The following is a 16,472-nucleotide window of genomic DNA, read 5'->3' as shown; positions in this document are numbered from 1 at the left end:
GACCAGGTATTGCAACCCTGGCCGCCGTGCTCTTGATCGTGCGCGCTATGCCTAACGAGCCGGCGGCCCCCGCACGATCTTTCCGATTGAGCGGGCCGGTTGGATTCGCCGCCGGCTGTCTCGAATTGGTTGGCGGCCGGATGTGCCTACTCACCCGGCCGCCAATGCTCGACGCCAACTACGTCAGCCGGCGGAGCCAACCGCGCGATCCCGCCAAAGCTCGCGCGATTGTCTGGTGTTAGGTGCCGGCGTAGAGGTCGCCGGTGACAAAGGCGTCCGGGCGGAAGGTGGCTAAAGCCAAGCGAGACTCAATTCTCACGCTCACGAGATTCATCTCAAAGTCCCGATCGTTCTCGGTCGAGATGAGAACCTCAACGTCCATGCGATCGAAGATCGTGGCACCATCCTGGAACGCACCAGCGAGGAATTCACCGGCTGGAAGGGCATTCGTGGCCACGATATTCACGCCCCATAGCCGCGGATCGGTCAGGCCGAACGGCGACTGGCCGCTGATGTAACGGCCCTCCTCGTCCTTCACGCCCGTGATGCGACGCCAATCGCGCTTGTTCAACACCACGCCGTTGACAGGGATTTCCGAGTCTTCGGCCTGACTGATCGCCTCAAGAATACGGTCGATCGGCGTCTCATGCGCAATCGTAAACTGCGGCGAAAACGCGGCTGCCTGCGGCACAATGCCATTAAGATTTTGGCCCACGCCATTGCCGGTGAGAAGCTGGGCTTCTTCCTTTTGCTGCAGTCCGTAAACGCCGCGCCGGTTGATGTATCCAGCCAACGCCGGAGCGTCGTCGAGAATCTGGCGCGAGCACTTGAACATATGGGCAATCGTACGGACGGGCGTCGACCGCAAATCAAACGTCAAGTTGGAGTAGGGCTTGCCCTGCCCTTCGGTCACCGGCCTCGCCTGGTTGTCGAAAGCAGTCTCGCGCGGCCACTCAATGCTGTTGCTGGTGGTGCGGGCCTTATTCAGCAAGTCGCGGACGCGAAGCTCGCGCTGGTACGGCGTGACGATATCGCCAACACGATGCGCCGGTACAAGGCTGGTGCCGTTGGACGTACTGGCCCCAACCGTGGCTGGCGCGCTAGTGATGGCAGCGACCTCATCGCCGGTAAACTTCACAGTGGCCTTGCCGCGGAAGTCGGAAGAAAGACGCTTTACCTCATCGGAGGCGATAACCATTTCGCCGAGCGAGGGGCCACTATGATTGCTGGAGTAATTGTCGTTCGCGGGCTCACGCGCGGCGCGGCGTTCCAACTCACCAATCCGCGTAGCGTGGTCTTCGCGGATTTCCTTGATAAGCGCCGCTACTTCTGCAACCTGGGTATTCAAATTACTCAATGTAGTTCCTCGATAAAAATGCCGCGCCACGCGGCGTTGTTTGCGCCGAAGCGCGTTACGCGACTGCCTGCGAAAGCAGAGCAAGCGCTTCGTCGAGATTTTCGGTCTCGTCGTTAGTGCCACCGCCCTGGATTGCATCCAGCGGCGCGAGCCAGTTACGCGCCCACATTGGAATGGGCTGGTTGTTTGCTTCGCAACGGTTGCGACAGTTCACCGCCTGCTCGATTTTTCGCAGCACGATGGCGCGTCGCTCGCCGGCAAGACGTTCACGCGCCTCTGCGACGGCCGCAACAATGTCAGGGCCGTCCTCATCGGATGGACGCCATCGACTCTCCGGAATGCGGTGCGCCTCCTCGAGGACAATCCGCTCCGCAATGGCGACAAGTGCGGCTCGATCAGCAAATTCTCTCATGTGGTGTTTCCTCAATTAGTGAAGGGCCGCGCTTAGGCGAGCGACGGCCGTCATCTCGTCCGCGGAGTCGGGCATGACTCCGCGAAACTCCAATGCAATCGCGGCTAACTGTGCACCCGGCACCACGATCTGCTTGGCTGCACCCGCTGCATGCGGCGCACCGAAATGGAGATGGTGGCCGCCCGACACGATGGAGGCGCCCGCCGGTGATAGCTGCAGGATCAAGGCTTGGTGGACGATGCTGGCAGTCTCGACGCGGCCCGAGATGATGCCATCCAACACGTCACCGAGCACAATGCCGCTGTCGGTGCGAAGGGATTCAAATTCCCGTACGGTCGCGGCTGCGTTGCCTAGGCCACGATCTGCAACGGCAGCCAAAAACAAACGCGACAATTCGAGGCTGCCAAGATCCGGCCGGTCGGATCCGCGAGCCATAGGCAACAAGCCTGCCTCGCTGGCGCGTTGCACCAACGCCTCAACGCGGCTTAGCGACAGGCCAAGCCGCCGCGCGACGCTGGCGCATGCGTCCGATTTTCGCATTTCGGTTTCCAGAAACTAGTTTGATTGAGCTAAATGACCCAACGCCGGTACATCCGCGGTCGTCGGAAAAAGGGCGCCGGGATTGAACCGGCGCTAGTTTGGTGCACGTCACGTCGACGGGCAGAAAAACTGCCGGTAAAGGCTAAAGCGGAATGAGCGTCAATCGAGGGACTGCGGCCCAGAGGCCGTTGCCGCGCCCTGGTGGTGCGCTCACTGGTATAGGCTACAAAGAGCGCCAGCGATTTAAACGCACCACAGGCGGCGACAGCTAAGCCGCCTCCCGATCCGCAGCATCACGCGCTGCATACGCAGCAATCAGTTTGACGATTGCGCCATCAATGAGCCTTACCGCCATGCGCTCAGCAGTCTTGTCCTTTAAGCCCAGCTCCGTGCCAATCTCTTCTGCCGTCAAGTCGCCAAGCGCCAACTCTAATACGCGGCAAACCTCGCGGCCGAGCCTGCGCTTCATGGCCATGTGGTCAATCCTCCTGGCGGCGTCGTCTTGGGCGTCCGGCAGCTCGTCGGGCATGGAATATCCCGCGCCCATGCTAACCCTGGGATTATTGTCAGCGGCCGGCCCTCGGGGCTCGCTGAAGGCTTCCACCAAACTCCGATACCGGCCGCGCACCTTCACAGCGACGATCCTACCCTTGGCGTCGAATTGGATCCGGTTTGCCAATTCAGGCCGGCCTTCCTTTCGATCCTTTTCATCGGCCCACGCTGCGGCGGCCATCTCCTCTGCTGTCGGATTTTCCTCATCAAGCCTGGAGTCGACGCGGCTGATCTCAGCGCGTCCAGCGTCATCCACAGGCGCATTGTCGTTGGCGGCGTGTAGCATGCCCTCAGGCGCGGAAATGCCCTCGTCCTCGGCGAAGCGCTCCAAAGCCTGTATCTCTCGCCAGGCATCAGCGCGCTTCAGCCGGGCGAGTGTTGGCCGGCTTTGACTGCGGTTTCGGACCTCTCTCGTGGCATCCTGGCTGGCGCGCTGGGCTTCGACGAAGGCGCGGTGCTCTGCTGGGCTACGCGGCTGGTTGTCGTTGGCGTGTTTCATGGATTATCTCTCGTGACGTGGTGTGCTGTCATCCGGCCGCTTGTGCGGCTCTGTGGTCAACCTATGGCTTGGCACCGCTAAGTGTGTTGGTTGGTGCGGCCCCGTTTGATAAAAAATCAAACGAAATCAAAAAATTTATACGTAAGGAGGCGACTGGTCTCCGGAAGTGGGATCGGTCTCGACTTTTTGGCCACCCGCTTGCTACATCTTGAATACCTGCGGCGTCGCGTTCGCGAGGGGGCGGCCGGTGACTAAGACGAAAGGCTCTAGACTTTTTTTCGGGACACCGGGACATCGGGACACACCCTAAAGGGTGTGTGTCCCTGTCCCGTTTCAGATGTCGGGGACATCATTGAATTGTCCCTGTCCCGGGACATGTCCCGTTTTCATCATTGGGCCAAACCCACATTCCAACCGAGCCAACGGTACCCTTCTCGATGAGGGACTTCTTAGCTCGCATGAATCGCTTCTTGAGGGTTTCCTGTGCGACGGATGGTTGCGTCTCGTAATAGGCTTGGCGCCATTGCTTCTCTGTCACAACGAGGATGTTATCGGGAAAGCTGGCCCCGTCTGGCTCAACACCATCATCCGAGATGGCCCGCTGAAGCGTCGCCAGGACGTTCTGCGCCTCGTGTCCCTTCGCCAACTTGGTCGCACCGCTCTCGCCCGCCACAACGACAGGCGCGGTGGTTGGCTCACCATCCTCGTCCCTGGCGATCTCAACAGACTGCATCGTGAACGTCGCAATAGTGCCCTCCTCGCCATCGTTGGCACCATCGCACTTCAAGGTATAAGTGCCGGCGTTCTTTGAGACGAGGAAACTGGCATCGACCGCTCCATCAAGATCAATGGCACCTTTGCCGCGCTCACCGCTCCAGGCCGTGTGGTGGACAACCGTCAAGTGAGCGCCTGTTAGTGTGATTAACTCATCGCATGCCGCGATGAACTTGGACATGTCCTTCGACGCATTCTGGTCACCCGGGCCGAACACGCGCGTTAAGGTATCCAGGACAATCCAAACACAGCGTTGGCCGCATTCTTTCGACGCCTTCGCAATGACGTCCGCAAGGGCCTTGGCGTCGGCGAGAGATGACGTCATGTCCAGACGACCGCTGATAACCACTAGGGGCACATCATAAACGCCATAGTGCTTACGCAGCGCCAGCATTCGCCGCTCTGTCAACGTTCGCCGCTCTGCCGCAACGTAGACGACCATACCTGGCATGACGCGGCGTCCAAACCACTCCATGCCGGGCTGCGACGTGGAAACAGCCGTCGCCCGTGATCACCGACTTACCCGTGCCCGGAAGGCCCGAAACGGTGGTCATCTCGCCGTCCCCCAAGACACCCTTGATGGTCCAGTTTTTCGGCTTACCCTCCTCGATGTCGCCGAACCAGGTGAGGGTGAAACGCTCTTTGGGTTTAGCGTCGGGAACGTTGTCGTTCGCCGCCTTGGGTGGCACCAACACCGCCGTCAGCTTCGCGCCCTGGTCGCGCTTCTCATCCCGCCGTGCGACTTCCTTACCCCATAGCCTTGTGAAGTCCCTGCGCGCTGCACTCTCGGTCTTATAGCGCGCCAGCCAGTTGCCGGTGGCCGACAAGAACAACGCCGCCGCTGCTTCCGCACTGTGGCCGTCAAACTCCAGCTGTTCGACAACCCGGTTCGCATGCTTGGATCTATCTCCAACATCATCGGCCGCAAGTAGATCCGCCGCTTTCCGGGACACAGCAATGCCGCCGACGTCGGGCAACTCGCCAAGCTCAACGGGTTTGGCCTCGGTCTCGGGTGCAGCAGCCCACGGCGCCAGCGCCGCGAGGAAGTCGTCAACGGTGATCAGGTCACCGCGCCATTCTTGCAGATATCGCACCGACGCTGGATCTGGCGAGCGTCCGCGTTTCAGCTTCGCAGCGTTGGGCCAGTTCTTGGTGCCCGGAATGCGCCATACGTGAGCAATGTCTTTGGTGCCGCTGTCTGAAGATGTTGCACGCTGCAGAGCAGCTGCCAACGGCGCGGCCTCGGCCACAGTTAGCGGCCTGTCGAACAGCCACGCAGGTTGCTGGTTGCCCGGGCTGGTTTCGATAACGTAGCTCGGCTCGAATGGCAGTTCGCCGACCTTGCCCGTGTCTGCGTCCATGTCGGCAACAAGGCCGAGCATGGCTACAACATCGTCCCTTCCGCCGCGCTCGCCACGCCCAAGAGTTTTGCGCATAATCTGGAGACCAACATAGACGTTGGTGCCGGTCGTCCCCTGGTGTGCTGCTATGGCCTCGACCATGTGGTCGACGTCGCCTACCCTATGATGCGTGATAACGCCGTCGCCGCCGCTGTCTGCAACGTTGAAGGCCGACACAACAAACAAGCCGTCGACGCTCTTGGCAAGGCCGTGGAGCATCTCGACATGGGCGCGGATGGGATCGGTCTGAGCAGTGCTCTTAGTGGCTAGTGCGTGCATCGGTCTTGAGCTCCAGAAGGGACTTGAGGGCGAGTTCGGCCAGCGCCTTGTTGAATGAAGCGCTGAAGCCGGCTGTGCGTTCTTGGAAGGCGTTCGGCGCGATAACGTGCGCTGGCTCGTCGCCTCGCTGGCGAAGAGCCAGGTTGTAGAGGCGCAAATGGTCGTTCAGTTCGAGGTCAAAACGCGCAAGCGTTGTCGAGCCCGACGGCGACGGGCGGATTGATAGGATTCGCAAGGTGAGATTCCCCTCTAAGGGGTTTCGGATGGCACTCGGCAGAAAATGGCCGATCGTGCTTCAGGCGGCTTGGGTGCCCGTCTTTTTCGTTCCAACCTATGGCTTGGCACGCGCAAAGCGGTTGTGGCCCCAAGAAAAAAATTGGGCCCCTCACATTCTGAACGGTCGAAATTCTTTCGTGTCTTCAATGGGTGAACGGACCGGGAAAATTCAGAACGGCCGTTGATTTTGTTGAGGTGCTGAGCGGATTTCGATTCCGAGGGCCGGGAGTTCGAATCTCTCCGAGCGCGCCACAGCCCCCTTCACCGCCCTTCGCCCGCCATCGCCCGCCATCCCGACGAAGCGCAAGAAGTCCTTGTCTCACAGGCACTTCCTTGATCGCCGGGGCGCGCTGGCGGTCGCCCGCCGTCGCGGGCCTGTTTCTGCCAAACCCCCTCTTCAACTACCACTCGATTTGAGTTAGAAGCTCTCTTTGGGGAGACCGCGCCATTCCGCGCGGTTCCGATCGAGGGACGCGAGTTAGAAACGCCCATGCCGCTGCGAACCGAGCCGAACAAAAAGATCACCATCACCAGCAAGAACTATCTGACCGTCCCCGCTGGCGAATACGCCTGCGGCAATGGGCTCTATCTGATCGTCGCCCCCTCCGGGGGACGCCGTTGGCTGTTCAAGTACCAGTACACCAAGCTCAAGAAGAGCATGGGGCTCGGCTCGGCCAAGCTCGTCAGCTTCGCCAAGGCCAAGGACGGCGCCATCGACGCCCGCCGCCTGCTTGCCGGTCACAACAAGACCGACCCCAGGGAGCATCGCGACGACCAGCGCCGCGCCGCCGCCTGCCCGCTGTTCGGCCCCTATGCCACCGCGTGGCGCGAGACCTACCAGAAGAGCCTGAAACACAAATCGTCGCGCAACAAGCTCAAGCGCCAGATCGAGGTCTTGTGCGCGCCGCTGCGCAAGATGCGGCTCGACGAGATCACCACCGACCACATCATCAAGCTGGTGCTCGATCCGATCCGCCATCAGGTCGAAAACGCCCGAGACATCCGCCAGCGCCTCAAGCTGATCTTCGACTGTGCGATCGGCGACAACCATCGCAAGGACAACCCGGCGGATTACCAGACCCGGCTGCGGCCCAGGATGGGCAAGGCGCCGAAGCGCGGCAAGGTGCGCGGCCCGCACAAGCCGATCGCCTATCGCGATCTGCCCGCGTTTATGCAGACGCTCGCCACCAGCCCCGATCTCTCGGCTCGCGCCCTTGAGATCGCCATTCTGACAGTGGCGCGCACCGCCGAAATCCTCAACATGCAGTGGCCGCAACTCGATCTCGATCGCGGGCTGTGGGATGTGAGCACCATCGGCATCTTGCTTGGCGAGACCGACGGCGGTGAAGGCACCAAGAACGAGTACGACAAGAAGACGCCGTTGCCCCGGCAGGCGGTCGCGATCTTGCGCAAGCTCTATGAGAACCGGATCAGCGACGACGTATTCCCGGGTCGCGCTCTGCGCGGTCCGATGTCCAACATGACCATGCTGAAAAAGCTCAAGGAGGTCTCTGGCGATCCGACGCTGACCGTGCACGGCCTGCGCGGCACGTTCCGCACCTGGGCACAGGACGAGACCGATTACGAGGAAGAGATCGTCGAGCACTGCATGCACCACATCACCGGCGACGACGCCGAGAAAGCCTACAAGCACGGCGAGGCGTTGAAGAAGCGGCGCGCCGTCCTGCAGGCATGGGCCGACTTCGCCACCAACGCGCCCGCTCAAGTCATCGCGCTGGATCGTGCGAGCTGATGTTAGGCGGGGCTGGTGGGCGGCAGGTTTGCCAGGAACGTGGTCAGGTCGGCGCGCGTGATGATCGTGCGCGTGCCGTATTTGCGCGCCGTCAACTGCCCGTCCTTGATCGCCTTATAGAGCGACGTTTGCCCCAGCGACGACACCAGCACGGCCTCTTGGATCGTGAAGGCGAGCTTTTCCGGGGCGGCGGCTGCGTGTTGCTTGCGCTTGCGGTCATCGCCAGTCGGACCAGCGTCGTGCGCGGCAGCTTTCCTCACGCTCAATCTGCTCATGGTGTTTCGTCTCGGTGTCCCGTCTCTGACTCTAAACGTATTGTCCTGACTCACGGCGGTGGTGAGCGCATGAGGACGGAAACAAATCCCCGCTGTTTCGGGAAGTCACCGGATGCAAATCGCGGTCGAAAACGCGGTTGAGAAACACAGGTCGTGGTGGAAAACGGAATTTGGTTGGTCGCGCCTGTGAACAGCAACCGGTGGACGAGCGCACCTTGCCGACACGCCTTCTCAAATGCGACACATGTGTCGCAGCTAGCCCACCCAGGCGATAACTGCGGCCCGCGCTGACCTTGACCCGCTCATCTATCACCGAGCACAGGCTCCGGGAGGTCAGCTTCCGTTTTCGGACGGGGCCGCAAGCGCCCTCATTTATTTGCCTGTTGCCCGATCTCAGTATCCTTTCGAACTCCTCACCACGCCGACGGTCGGCCGTGACGTGCCGAGTTCGGCTTCCAGGGAGGCAATGGCGCCGCGCAGTTCATCGGCGCTGCCGTAAGCGATCGACTTGCCTTCATAGGCGATCGAGCGCGCGCCGCTGTGATAGGCGCGCTTCAACTCTTCCAGGCGCGCCTGCAATTCCGCGATGTCGGTCATGATCACGCGCCCGCGTTGGTGAACCAGCCACGCCAGTCGACAAAGCCCGCGCCGAAGTCGAGCCGCACCTTGACCTGCACGCCATCGACTTCGAAGCCCGCGCGGGTTTCGATCTGCGAGCCGGGCGCGCCAGCCAAGTACGCATACTCCAGGCCATCGATCTCGCTCGCATCCGCGACCAAATACCAGCGCGTGGCGCTGGCGAGGCGCGGTTCGATCACCAGGGACAGGCGGGCGAACGGGTTGGCGTCGTCAGTCGTGGTCGCCTGGATGGCGGTCAACAGCTTCTCGCATGACGTTTCGAGATCAGGCGGTGCCAACAGGAAGCGCGGCGTCACCGAGATCAAGCCGCCGCCCTTGGCGGTCTGCTTGCGCATCGCGAGCCGTGCCGCCGACAACGTGGTCTCGCTCGGCGCCGCGCCGGACGCCGCGATGTTGCCATGGGCGGCATCGAACAGCTTCTTCGCGTCGCTCATCACCGGGCCAAGGCCGCTGTTGGCGACCACGAGGTCGACCAGGAACTGCGCCTCGAACGCGCCCGCCGCCTGACCGAGCCGCCGCGACAAATCAGCGAAGGCGCCGAGATCATCGTTCACCAGCGCCTTGCGCGAGATGCCGAAAATCTTGCCGTAGCTGTCGACGGCGTAGCTCTCGCCGCTCTCTTCCATCGTGCCCATGGTGAACTCGCCGGTCTCGTTCACCTTCGCCAGCGTGAAGCCGCTGGCATCGAGCTGCAGGCGGGTCTTCTTACGGAAGTCCTGCGCGCTGGTTTCGCGCGCGAGCTGACGGATGCCGGACGGCGCCGACTGATAGGCGGCGCGCAGCGTGCGCCCGACCGTGTCGCCCAAGATCAGGGCGAAGTCGCTCGTCGAGTGCAGCGCGCGGGTGATCATGGTCTCGCCGGTCATGCCGGTGGTGGTGATGCCGTTACGGCGCAGAACCTCGCCCGCGAGATCGGCGATGCGCAGGCCGATGTACTGGCGTGCCGGACCGCTCGGGGAATGGCTCGGCGCAATGCGTTGATAGAGGGCTTCGCCCGCCGCGCGGACGAAGGTTTCGGGATTGTCGAGGGTGATCACGTTGTGCTCCGTTCGGCTGCTGTGAACGACAACGTTCCGCTGCAGCATGTCATTGAGAAAAGCGCGGCGCGCATCGTCGATGCTGGCGCCGAGTTCGATCAGGGCATCGACGCGCTCGACCGATGCACCAGCGCGACGGCCAAGCTCGCGGATGGCGCGGTCGTCATTCGCCGAGCGCGTCCGCGCGGTCGGGTCAGCAGGCACCGCCACGAAGCTCGCCTCGCGCACCGACCACCGCACCGCGGTCATGGTGCGCACGCCGTTGGCATCCTTGCCAGCCTTCCATTGATCGACTTGGTAACCGACACTCAAGCTGCGCAGGATGCCGTCGCGCACGTCTTGAACAATGGGCGCGATCTCCGGGCGCGACGAGAAGCGGATGCGCGCGATCACTTCGTTGCCCTCGACACGAACGTCGTCGAGCGAGCCGAGCACGGCGTCGAGGCTGGATTGATCATGGCTGTTCAGCACGGACGCGCCCCGCGTCGTCGCAACGTCGAGACCGACCGGGTCGAGAATTTCCAGAAACTCGCCGCGCGCATCACGACGACGCACGGGCGTGGTCGACGCGATCACGGCTTCGATCGTCAGGTTGTCTTCATCGAACGAGCGCGGGCGCGGGATGGCGTCGCGATGTTCAAGATTGATGGCGCTTTCGCGCAAGAATAAGTTGAGCTCAACTGGTAAATTGTTTCCAGTTGGCAACTTGTTTCCAACTGAAAGGATAGCTGGCGAACTACACATTCGCATTCTCCGGTTCGTTCTGATTGGTGATGTTGGTGGCACTCGCCGACAGATCGTCGGCGTAAGGGTCGTTTTGGATTTCAGCATCGACATCGGCGACGTCGCGGCCGTTCTCGGCGATGATTTCTTCGCGCGACTTGACCTTGGCGGCGAGGTTCAACGTGTTGGCCTTGGCGGCTTTCAATTCATCGATCGGCGGCCAGCCCGGGAACAGGAAGGTCGCGCCGTAGTGCTCGGGATTGCTCTCATAGTCGGGCGCGCGCATGCGACCGCTCAGCACTTCAAGCAAGACAATGCGGTCCCAGATCGGATTGAGCAGTTGCGCAACAATGTGGTTCTGTTGAATTGCCTTCACGCGGCGCTGGAACGATGCCATCCCCAACTTGCCCGCCGAAAAATTGACGGAGGCGAGATCGCCAGCCGCCAGAAAATACGGCACGCCCGCGCCCGCGCAGATTTGCCGGGCGATGTAGCTCATCACTTCGGCGACCGTGCTCATTTCCGAGATCGGCGGAAAGCTCGCTTCAGTGCCGGGCGGCAGGCGCATCACCGCGCCGGGTTCAAGAAACAGCGCGTTTGGATTGGTGGTCTCATCGAACGGCATGGCGCCATCGAGATCGCGCAGCAGCATCGTCACCAGCGCGGTGGTCTTCAGCTTGACGATGGAAGCGTCGACCGCCTCATCGAGCTGCAGCGCGAGCCCCGCGATCGGCGCCAGCGGCGACATGCCGCGCGGCACGCCAGGGAAGCGCGGCTCAAAGACGTGACAGATATCGAGCGCGGACACGCGCACGGCGGGCGCGACGCTCGCAAACGGCGCATCGGGAGGCGTGCGAAATACCCAAAAAGCAACACGACGACCGTCAGCATCGAACTCGACGCCTGCGACGATCATCGGCATGTCGCCGGTCATGCCGAGCGACGGCAGCGTCTTGCTGGAGTCAACTTGATCGGCCGTCAGCAGCCGCAGTTGCAAGCGCATGGTGTTGGGATCGACCACAAGCTGGGTGAAGCTCTCGCCATCAACGTAAAAGCCGCGCGCGACGCGGGAGAGATAGCCGCCGAGCGACATCGTGCCCTCGATGTCGCTCTTCGTATAGAACACATTCCATGCCGCCTGCAGTTGCGCGGCGATCTCGGGATCAGGATGCGCCGGTCGCACGGTCGGACCGTCACCGACGATTGCGGTCACGCTGTGCTGGATGATGCTGGCGACCAGCGCGTTGTTCTCGCTCTGATGCGCGATCTTGCGCGACGCCAGCCGACTAGCGGCGAGCTGCTGGCTGATCGGCGCGTGCAGCGCGTAGCTCGACGGCCAGCGGCCAGAGCCGCCGGTGATGTCATAGCCGCTGAAGGAGCGCACGGCGGCGCGCAGGGCGTTCTTGGTGCGGCGAAGGATGTTCATTACTTCTGCCGATCGAAGAACTTGAGGACGTGTTGGTTGACAGCGTCCAGATCGAAAACGGTCATGATGCCACCGCTATCAGCCATCGTTGCAGCGAACTGTTTGGAGCGGAAAAGGCTGAAGGTGAACTTCTCGCCCTTGTCGCGATTGCCCGGCTGAATGCCGAGCAAAGTCGGAACACCTTCGACCTCGCTCAGCAGAGAACGAAGTGCCACGCCGACCCCAAAGGGATGATGGGCGATCCAGATCGCGTCGGCGGCGCCGAGGCCATGGGCCGTCATGACCTTCACTGCGCGGACGATACAAACGTCCAGCAGCGAAAAATATTTGACTTCCATGCCGCCGGTCACGGTGTCTTCGAGGAAGCCGTACCGATTGCGCCATTGACGAAGCGTTGCTTCCGAGCAGCCAGCCGCAGCGGCTACGACGTCAGACGTAAAGCGCTTCGCTTTGATATCGAATTTCATGGGTCTCCCCCAATTCGGGATTACGAATACCTTGTAACGTAATGCGCAGTGCGTTACAAGTCAGGACGTATAGCCTTAACCGCAAAAAAGACCGCCCCGACGGGGCGGCCGGGGCGGTCAGGAAGGAGACCCAAAACAGCCATGGACAGCCGAATGGATGACGACGAATATACTTCGACTGATGTCGAATTGTCGAGCGAAACGTTGGCGGCGTACCGCCGCTTTCCGCAGTTGTGCGCATATGGTTTGCGGCACTATCGGGGTTCTCGCGAGGTGGAGCCGAACCCGATCCGGTCCGACGAAGTCGCGACTGCAATGGCCTTTCTGCGCATGTTTCGTCCGACGAAGAAGGGCACATTCTCTTCTTACTGGCTCAAGCACGAAGCCGAGCGCTGGGGCGGTAGGAATGGGATGCGCCACTACGTGAGCAATGGCGCGTTGCTCTTGGCCGCCTTGCTGCTCCGACTCACGGTTGAGCCGCATCGCCGACCGTCGCCGAACGCGATGATCGGATTGAGCAAGCGCGATGTCCGCAAATTCACGGGCTGATCTCCACCACGAAATTTCAGTTTTCAAACGCGAAATTTGCGGGTTGTGAACTTACCGACCGAACGCGACTCTTGTTAGCTCAACGATCTCCGGCGCCAGCAACATGGCATGGCGTTGACCAGAAAACAGCAAGCACGAAGCAGAAACCAGCAACTCGCAAACAGCAAATCGAAGACCAGCGAACAGCGACCAGCGAAACAGAAAACAGAAAGAGAAACAGTCTCCGATAACCGAAGCGTGCTCGCCAACGTGCGAGGTGGAGCCTAATCACATGGACAAGACCGGCTGGCGCGCCGAGTTGATCCGCGCCAAGAACGACATCCCCAAACCTCTGCTTGCTAACGTCGTGATTGCGTTGCGTGGTGCGCCGTGCTGGCGCGGCGTGCTGGCATTTGACGTGTTCGCGCATCAGACGATGCTGATCGGCGTGCCGCCGTGGGCGCCGATTATCGAAGAAGCGGATTTTCAGCCGCGTCCATGGACCGACCAGGACGACATTGCCGCGACGCATTGGCTGCAGACCAAGGAAGCCATCGCTGTGACGCCCGCCGTGACGGCGCAGGCCGTTGAACTGGTGGCGCGGGACCGTAGCTTTCATCCCGTGCAGGACTATCTGCTCAGCGTTGAGCATGATGGCGTTGCGCGGCTCGACACGATGCTCTCGACTTATTTCGGCGCCGAGCAATCGGAGTACACCAAGCTGGTCGGGCGTAACATGATGATCGCCAGCGTCGCCCGGATTTTCGATCCAGGCTGCAAGGTCGATGACATGCCAATCTTCGAAGGCCCGCAGGGGTTGATGAAATCGACTGCCATCAAGACGCTGTACTATCCATGGTTCACCGACGACATCGAGGACTTCGGCAGCAAGGATGCCGCCATGCAGTGCGCCGGGGTCTGGTGCATCGAGGCTGGCGAACTGGACGCGATGACCAAGAGCGAGGCGTCCAAGATCAAGGCATTCATCTCGCGCACCGATGACCGCTTCCGGCCGCCCTATGGGCGTCGTGTCATCGAGCGCCCGCGCAGTTGCATCTTCATCGGAACGACGAACGAGGCGAACTATCTCAAGGATGCGACCGGTGCGCGCCGGTTCCAGCCGGTCAGGGTGACCAAGATCGACATCGAGGGCTTGCAGCGTGACCGCGACATGCTCTGGGCTGGAGCGCGCGTCCTCTATGAAGCTGGCGCGCCGTGGTGGTTCACCGAAAACAAAACCGGCAAGGCCGCTGCCGCCATCGCCAAGGATGAGCAGGAGGCGCGTTACCAAAGCGACCCCTGGGAGCCGCTGATTGCCGATTACCTCGACAGCCGCCTGCACCAGCCGGAGATGGATAACCCGGCGTACCAAGTCGACATCCACTTCGTGTTCACGAATGCCATCGGCCTCGATGAGCAGAAGTGGGATCAGACCGCCATGAACCGCGTCGCCCGCTGCATGGGGCGGCTCGGCTGGAACAGGAAGCAGGTCACCATCACGGCCAAGGTGCAGGGCGAGAAAGTGAAGAAGCGGGTCTGGAAGTACGCTCGCGTGCCAACCGAGAGGGAACTGGAGATGGACGCCCGGTGCACCAGTCAGGAGGCGGCTTAAGAGGCCGCCGAGGCCGAGCCGGACAGCAACATCACCAGTTTTCGGCGGCCCGCACCAGTCGCCAGCGACGCAGTGGTGATGCAAGAAACCGCTGTGCCGCAGGCTTAATCACCACTGCACCAGTATCACCAGTTAAGTTCTTAAGAGGGTTTAGGAGTAGCGTTTCTATAGGAGTTTAGGAAAGGCCAAAATGACTGGTGCAAGTGGTGCACTGGCTGCGCTGGCGGCCCCGTCGGGGAGCCGCGACGCGCGGCTTTCTTGCGATCCAAAGAGTGAAAGTGCCCACCACCTGTCATCTGTCACCAACAACGAGGAGTAACCCAATGTCCTACATCATCACCCCGGCCGATCTCGAAACATGCTTCCTCGGCTTCGCGCAGAGCCTCGCCCATGCGTCGGGCTCGCTCCACCTTGCCGAGCTGGCCGTCACGGCGTCGGCCATCCCTGGGCCGCTGCTGGCCGATCTATCGGCCAACTCAACCATCTCGATCCGGCCATCACGGCGAGCGTGTTGCAGGTCCGCGCCCGCGAGATCGCGGTTGATGGCTTGACCTACGACGATGCCACCGACTTCGTCCGCGCTCTCGACGCCGAGCTGCAGAGCTACATCAGTGAGCCGGAGGTCACCGCCGCCGCGCTCGTTGAGCTGCAGCGGATCGAACGGGCCAGCATGAACTGATGGAAGCATGCCTTGTGGATTGCAACTTGCAGCTGACAACTGGCGCAAAATGCGCCAGTTGTCAGCTATGGGAAGCATTCTGCGTGTCATGCAACTTTCAGGCGACAGGTGTCCCAAATGGGACACCTGTCAACCCTCGGGCAAGCATGCCTTGCTGACTACAACCTTAAGGTACTGTCCATGGGCGGCCCGAGCGGGTGGCGCACGCGCCCGGACTATGACTAGAGGAAGAAATTCCTATGACCCACAACAACGGCATTGGGGTTAGGATCGTGACGGCGGTCCCGTGAAGATTGACGCACGTGCGCACTGTCCTGGCGACATTGCGCGGGCCGTGCGGCTGGAGTTTCGAGCAGATTTTGGGCGAGTTCAACGACGTCGGACGCCGGGCCGCACGGCGTGAGGTGATCTCAGGGTTGACGTGGGTGGCGGTGTCAAAGGAGCGGCGTCTGTCCGACAAGCAGCCGGTAAACGGTTTCCTTTTCGAGTTTGAACTCTACCCCAATGTCATCGTATTCAACTGACTTCGTTGTGTCCTTGATCTGCGATTTGCTAGGTGCTCCGAGTTTGCGGACCAATTCGGCTTCGGAGCTGCCGTCCTGTACGCCGCCGATGGCGGGGCATCGATACAGCCTGTCTTTCGAAAAACAAGCAATTGAGAGCACTGTCTTCCCATTGCCAAAGGCTACATGCAGATAGTGCTCGTAACCTTCATATGACCAGAGGGGATAGTCGTTAACCGTTTTTCCTTTCGGCAATTCTGATGACTTGAGGACACCAAAATCTTGCCATGGCCCCTCTTTGTCGTCGGTGACGACATTTGCCGGAAATCCCTTTACGTATTTTACTTCGTCCCTGCTCATTCCCAAACGCAGGCCCGCGTATTCAGCTTGGCGACTTAGCCGAACTGGGAAAAGCTGGTCCCAGTACTGCGCGGCGACAATCAGCACTCCGCCAATAGCTCCCAGCATGAATATCCCGCCCACCGAGCGCCGTATGATGCGCCGCCAAGACCAGCGATCCTTCGTAAAGCCATAGAGCAACACGACAGAGACTGCTATCGATGAGAGGAAAACTGCGGTCCCCAATTCCATCTTGGTCGCTCCTTCACTCCCACGCAGTCGGACACAAAATTGCTCGACGCCAAATTAACCTAAAGTAGAATATACACAGCGCTATCGCGCTGGGCTGGTTAGAACTGGTAAACTGATCGCTAAGTGATTCCGACGCGGCAAGAGGGGGGC

15 protein-coding genes and 1 pseudogene are annotated in these 16,472 nt (G+C 61.0%); 4 read left to right on the top strand and 12 right to left on the bottom strand.

The window, feature by feature from the left end; translation table 11 throughout:
- Window positions 1-238: 238 nt before the first annotated feature.
- The 6 genes and pseudogenes from J6497_RS20690 to J6497_RS20665 all read right to left on the bottom strand — a co-directional run bounded on the left by J6497_RS20690 (window position 239) and on the right by J6497_RS20665 (window position 6,048).
- A complete protein-coding gene (locus tag J6497_RS20690; RefSeq protein ID WP_225706125.1) occupies window positions 239-1,357 on the bottom strand; it encodes a phage major capsid protein in 1,119 nt (372 codons plus the stop codon).
- Window positions 1,358-1,412: 55 nt separating this feature from the next.
- Window positions 1,413-1,769, bottom strand: coding sequence for a hypothetical protein (locus J6497_RS20685; RefSeq protein ID WP_225706124.1), 357 nt, complete (start codon window positions 1,767-1,769; stop codon window positions 1,413-1,415).
- Between the two features lie 15 nt (window positions 1,770-1,784).
- On the bottom strand, window positions 1,785-2,237 hold the full coding sequence (locus J6497_RS20680; RefSeq protein WP_225706123.1) for a hypothetical protein: 453 nt from the start codon (window positions 2,235-2,237) through the stop codon (window positions 1,785-1,787).
- A gap of 340 nt (window positions 2,238-2,577) precedes the next feature.
- Window positions 2,578-3,360: a hypothetical protein gene (locus J6497_RS20675; RefSeq protein ID WP_225706122.1), complete on the bottom strand. Its 783-nt coding sequence runs from the start codon at window positions 3,358-3,360 to the stop codon at window positions 2,578-2,580.
- A 349-nt stretch (window positions 3,361-3,709) separates the two neighbouring features.
- A pseudogene (locus tag J6497_RS20670) lies at window positions 3,710-5,495 on the bottom strand (AAA family ATPase).
- Window positions 5,496-5,793: 298 nt separating this feature from the next.
- Entirely contained in the window at window positions 5,794-6,048 is a 255-nt protein-coding gene (locus J6497_RS20665) for a hypothetical protein (protein WP_225706121.1), read from the bottom strand.
- 531 nt (window positions 6,049-6,579) lie between these two features.
- Between J6497_RS20665 and J6497_RS20660 the strand changes: the two genes are divergently transcribed.
- Window positions 6,580-7,842, top strand: a complete 1,263-nt coding sequence (locus J6497_RS20660; protein ID WP_225706120.1) for a tyrosine-type recombinase/integrase — start codon at window positions 6,580-6,582, stop codon at window positions 7,840-7,842.
- 2 nt (window positions 7,843-7,844) lie between these two features.
- Here the strand turns inward: J6497_RS20660 and J6497_RS20655 are convergent, their stop codons facing one another.
- The 5 genes from J6497_RS20655 to J6497_RS20635 form a co-directional block, all read right to left on the bottom strand.
- Entirely contained in the window at window positions 7,845-8,117 is a 273-nt protein-coding gene (locus J6497_RS20655) for a helix-turn-helix domain-containing protein (protein ID WP_225706119.1), read from the bottom strand.
- A 393-nt stretch (window positions 8,118-8,510) separates the two neighbouring features.
- Window positions 8,511-8,714 carry a phage head-tail joining protein gene (locus J6497_RS20650; RefSeq protein WP_225706118.1) on the bottom strand — a complete coding sequence of 68 codons (204 nt, stop codon included), beginning with the start codon at window positions 8,712-8,714 and terminating at the stop codon, window positions 8,511-8,513.
- A 2-nt stretch (window positions 8,715-8,716) separates the two neighbouring features.
- Window positions 8,717-10,456 carry a phage major capsid protein gene (locus J6497_RS20645; protein WP_225706117.1) on the bottom strand — a complete coding sequence of 580 codons (1,740 nt, stop codon included), beginning with the start codon at window positions 10,454-10,456 and terminating at the stop codon, window positions 8,717-8,719.
- Between the two features lie 73 nt (window positions 10,457-10,529).
- On the bottom strand, window positions 10,530-11,942 hold the full coding sequence (locus J6497_RS20640; protein ID WP_225706116.1) for a phage portal protein: 1,413 nt from the start codon (window positions 11,940-11,942) through the stop codon (window positions 10,530-10,532).
- On the bottom strand, window positions 11,942-12,409 hold the full coding sequence (locus tag J6497_RS20635; protein ID WP_376708246.1) for a MerR family transcriptional regulator: 468 nt from the start codon (window positions 12,407-12,409) through the stop codon (window positions 11,942-11,944). The genes J6497_RS20640 and J6497_RS20635 overlap by 1 nt, the downstream gene beginning before the upstream one ends.
- Before the next feature lie 315 nt (window positions 12,410-12,724).
- Between J6497_RS20635 and J6497_RS20630 the strand changes: the two genes are divergently transcribed.
- The 3 genes from J6497_RS20630 (at window position 12,725) to J6497_RS20620 (ending at window position 15,228) form a co-directional block, all read left to right on the top strand.
- Entirely contained in the window at window positions 12,725-12,958 is a 234-nt protein-coding gene (locus tag J6497_RS20630; RefSeq protein ID WP_225706114.1) for a hypothetical protein, read from the top strand.
- A 271-nt stretch (window positions 12,959-13,229) separates the two neighbouring features.
- Window positions 13,230-14,549: a virulence-associated E family protein gene (locus tag J6497_RS20625; protein WP_225706113.1), complete on the top strand. Its 1,320-nt coding sequence runs from the start codon at window positions 13,230-13,232 to the stop codon at window positions 14,547-14,549.
- Between the two features lie 511 nt (window positions 14,550-15,060).
- Complete coding sequence (locus J6497_RS20620; RefSeq protein ID WP_225706112.1) at window positions 15,061-15,228, top strand: hypothetical protein; 168 nt, start codon at window positions 15,061-15,063, stop codon at window positions 15,226-15,228.
- Between the two features lie 434 nt (window positions 15,229-15,662).
- On the opposite strand, the gene J6497_RS20615 is transcribed toward J6497_RS20620, so the two are convergent.
- Window positions 15,663-16,322 (bottom strand): hypothetical protein, encoded by a 660-nt coding sequence (locus tag J6497_RS20615; RefSeq protein WP_225706111.1) that lies wholly within the window; start codon window positions 16,320-16,322, stop codon window positions 15,663-15,665.
- Between the last annotated feature and the right edge of the window lie 150 nt (window positions 16,323-16,472).

It is taken from the genome of Bradyrhizobium cenepequi, assembly GCF_020329485.1.
In the GTDB taxonomy this organism is placed as follows: domain Bacteria; phylum Pseudomonadota; class Alphaproteobacteria; order Rhizobiales; family Xanthobacteraceae; genus Bradyrhizobium; species Bradyrhizobium cenepequi.
The sequence above is the reverse complement of the archived record's forward strand: the minus strand, read 5'-3'. Positions and strand labels throughout refer to the sequence as shown.

Coding starts and splice junctions, on each gene's coding strand:
- J6497_RS20685 (WP_225706124.1), bottom strand. CDS start 1,769: ATGAGAGAATTTGCTGATCGAGCCGCACTTGTCGCCATTGCGGAGCGG.
- J6497_RS20675 (WP_225706122.1), bottom strand. CDS start 3,360: ATGAAACACGCCAACGACAACCAGCCGCGTAGCCCAGCAGAGCACCGC.
- J6497_RS20660 (WP_225706120.1), top strand. CDS start 6,580: ATGCCGCTGCGAACCGAGCCGAACAAAAAGATCACCATCACCAGCAAG.
- J6497_RS20655 (WP_225706119.1), bottom strand. CDS start 8,117: ATGAGCAGATTGAGCGTGAGGAAAGCTGCCGCGCACGACGCTGGTCCG.
- J6497_RS20650 (WP_225706118.1), bottom strand. CDS start 8,714: ATGACCGACATCGCGGAATTGCAGGCGCGCCTGGAAGAGTTGAAGCGC.
- J6497_RS20640 (WP_225706116.1), bottom strand. CDS start 11,942: ATGAACATCCTTCGCCGCACCAAGAACGCCCTGCGCGCCGCCGTGCGC.
- J6497_RS20635 (WP_376708246.1), bottom strand. CDS start 12,409: ATGAAATTCGATATCAAAGCGAAGCGCTTTACGTCTGACGTCGTAGCC.
- J6497_RS20630 (WP_225706114.1), top strand. CDS start 12,725: ATGGCCTTTCTGCGCATGTTTCGTCCGACGAAGAAGGGCACATTCTCT.
- J6497_RS20625 (WP_225706113.1), top strand. CDS start 13,230: ATGGACAAGACCGGCTGGCGCGCCGAGTTGATCCGCGCCAAGAACGAC.
- J6497_RS20615 (WP_225706111.1), bottom strand. CDS start 16,322: ATGGAATTGGGGACCGCAGTTTTCCTCTCATCGATAGCAGTCTCTGTC.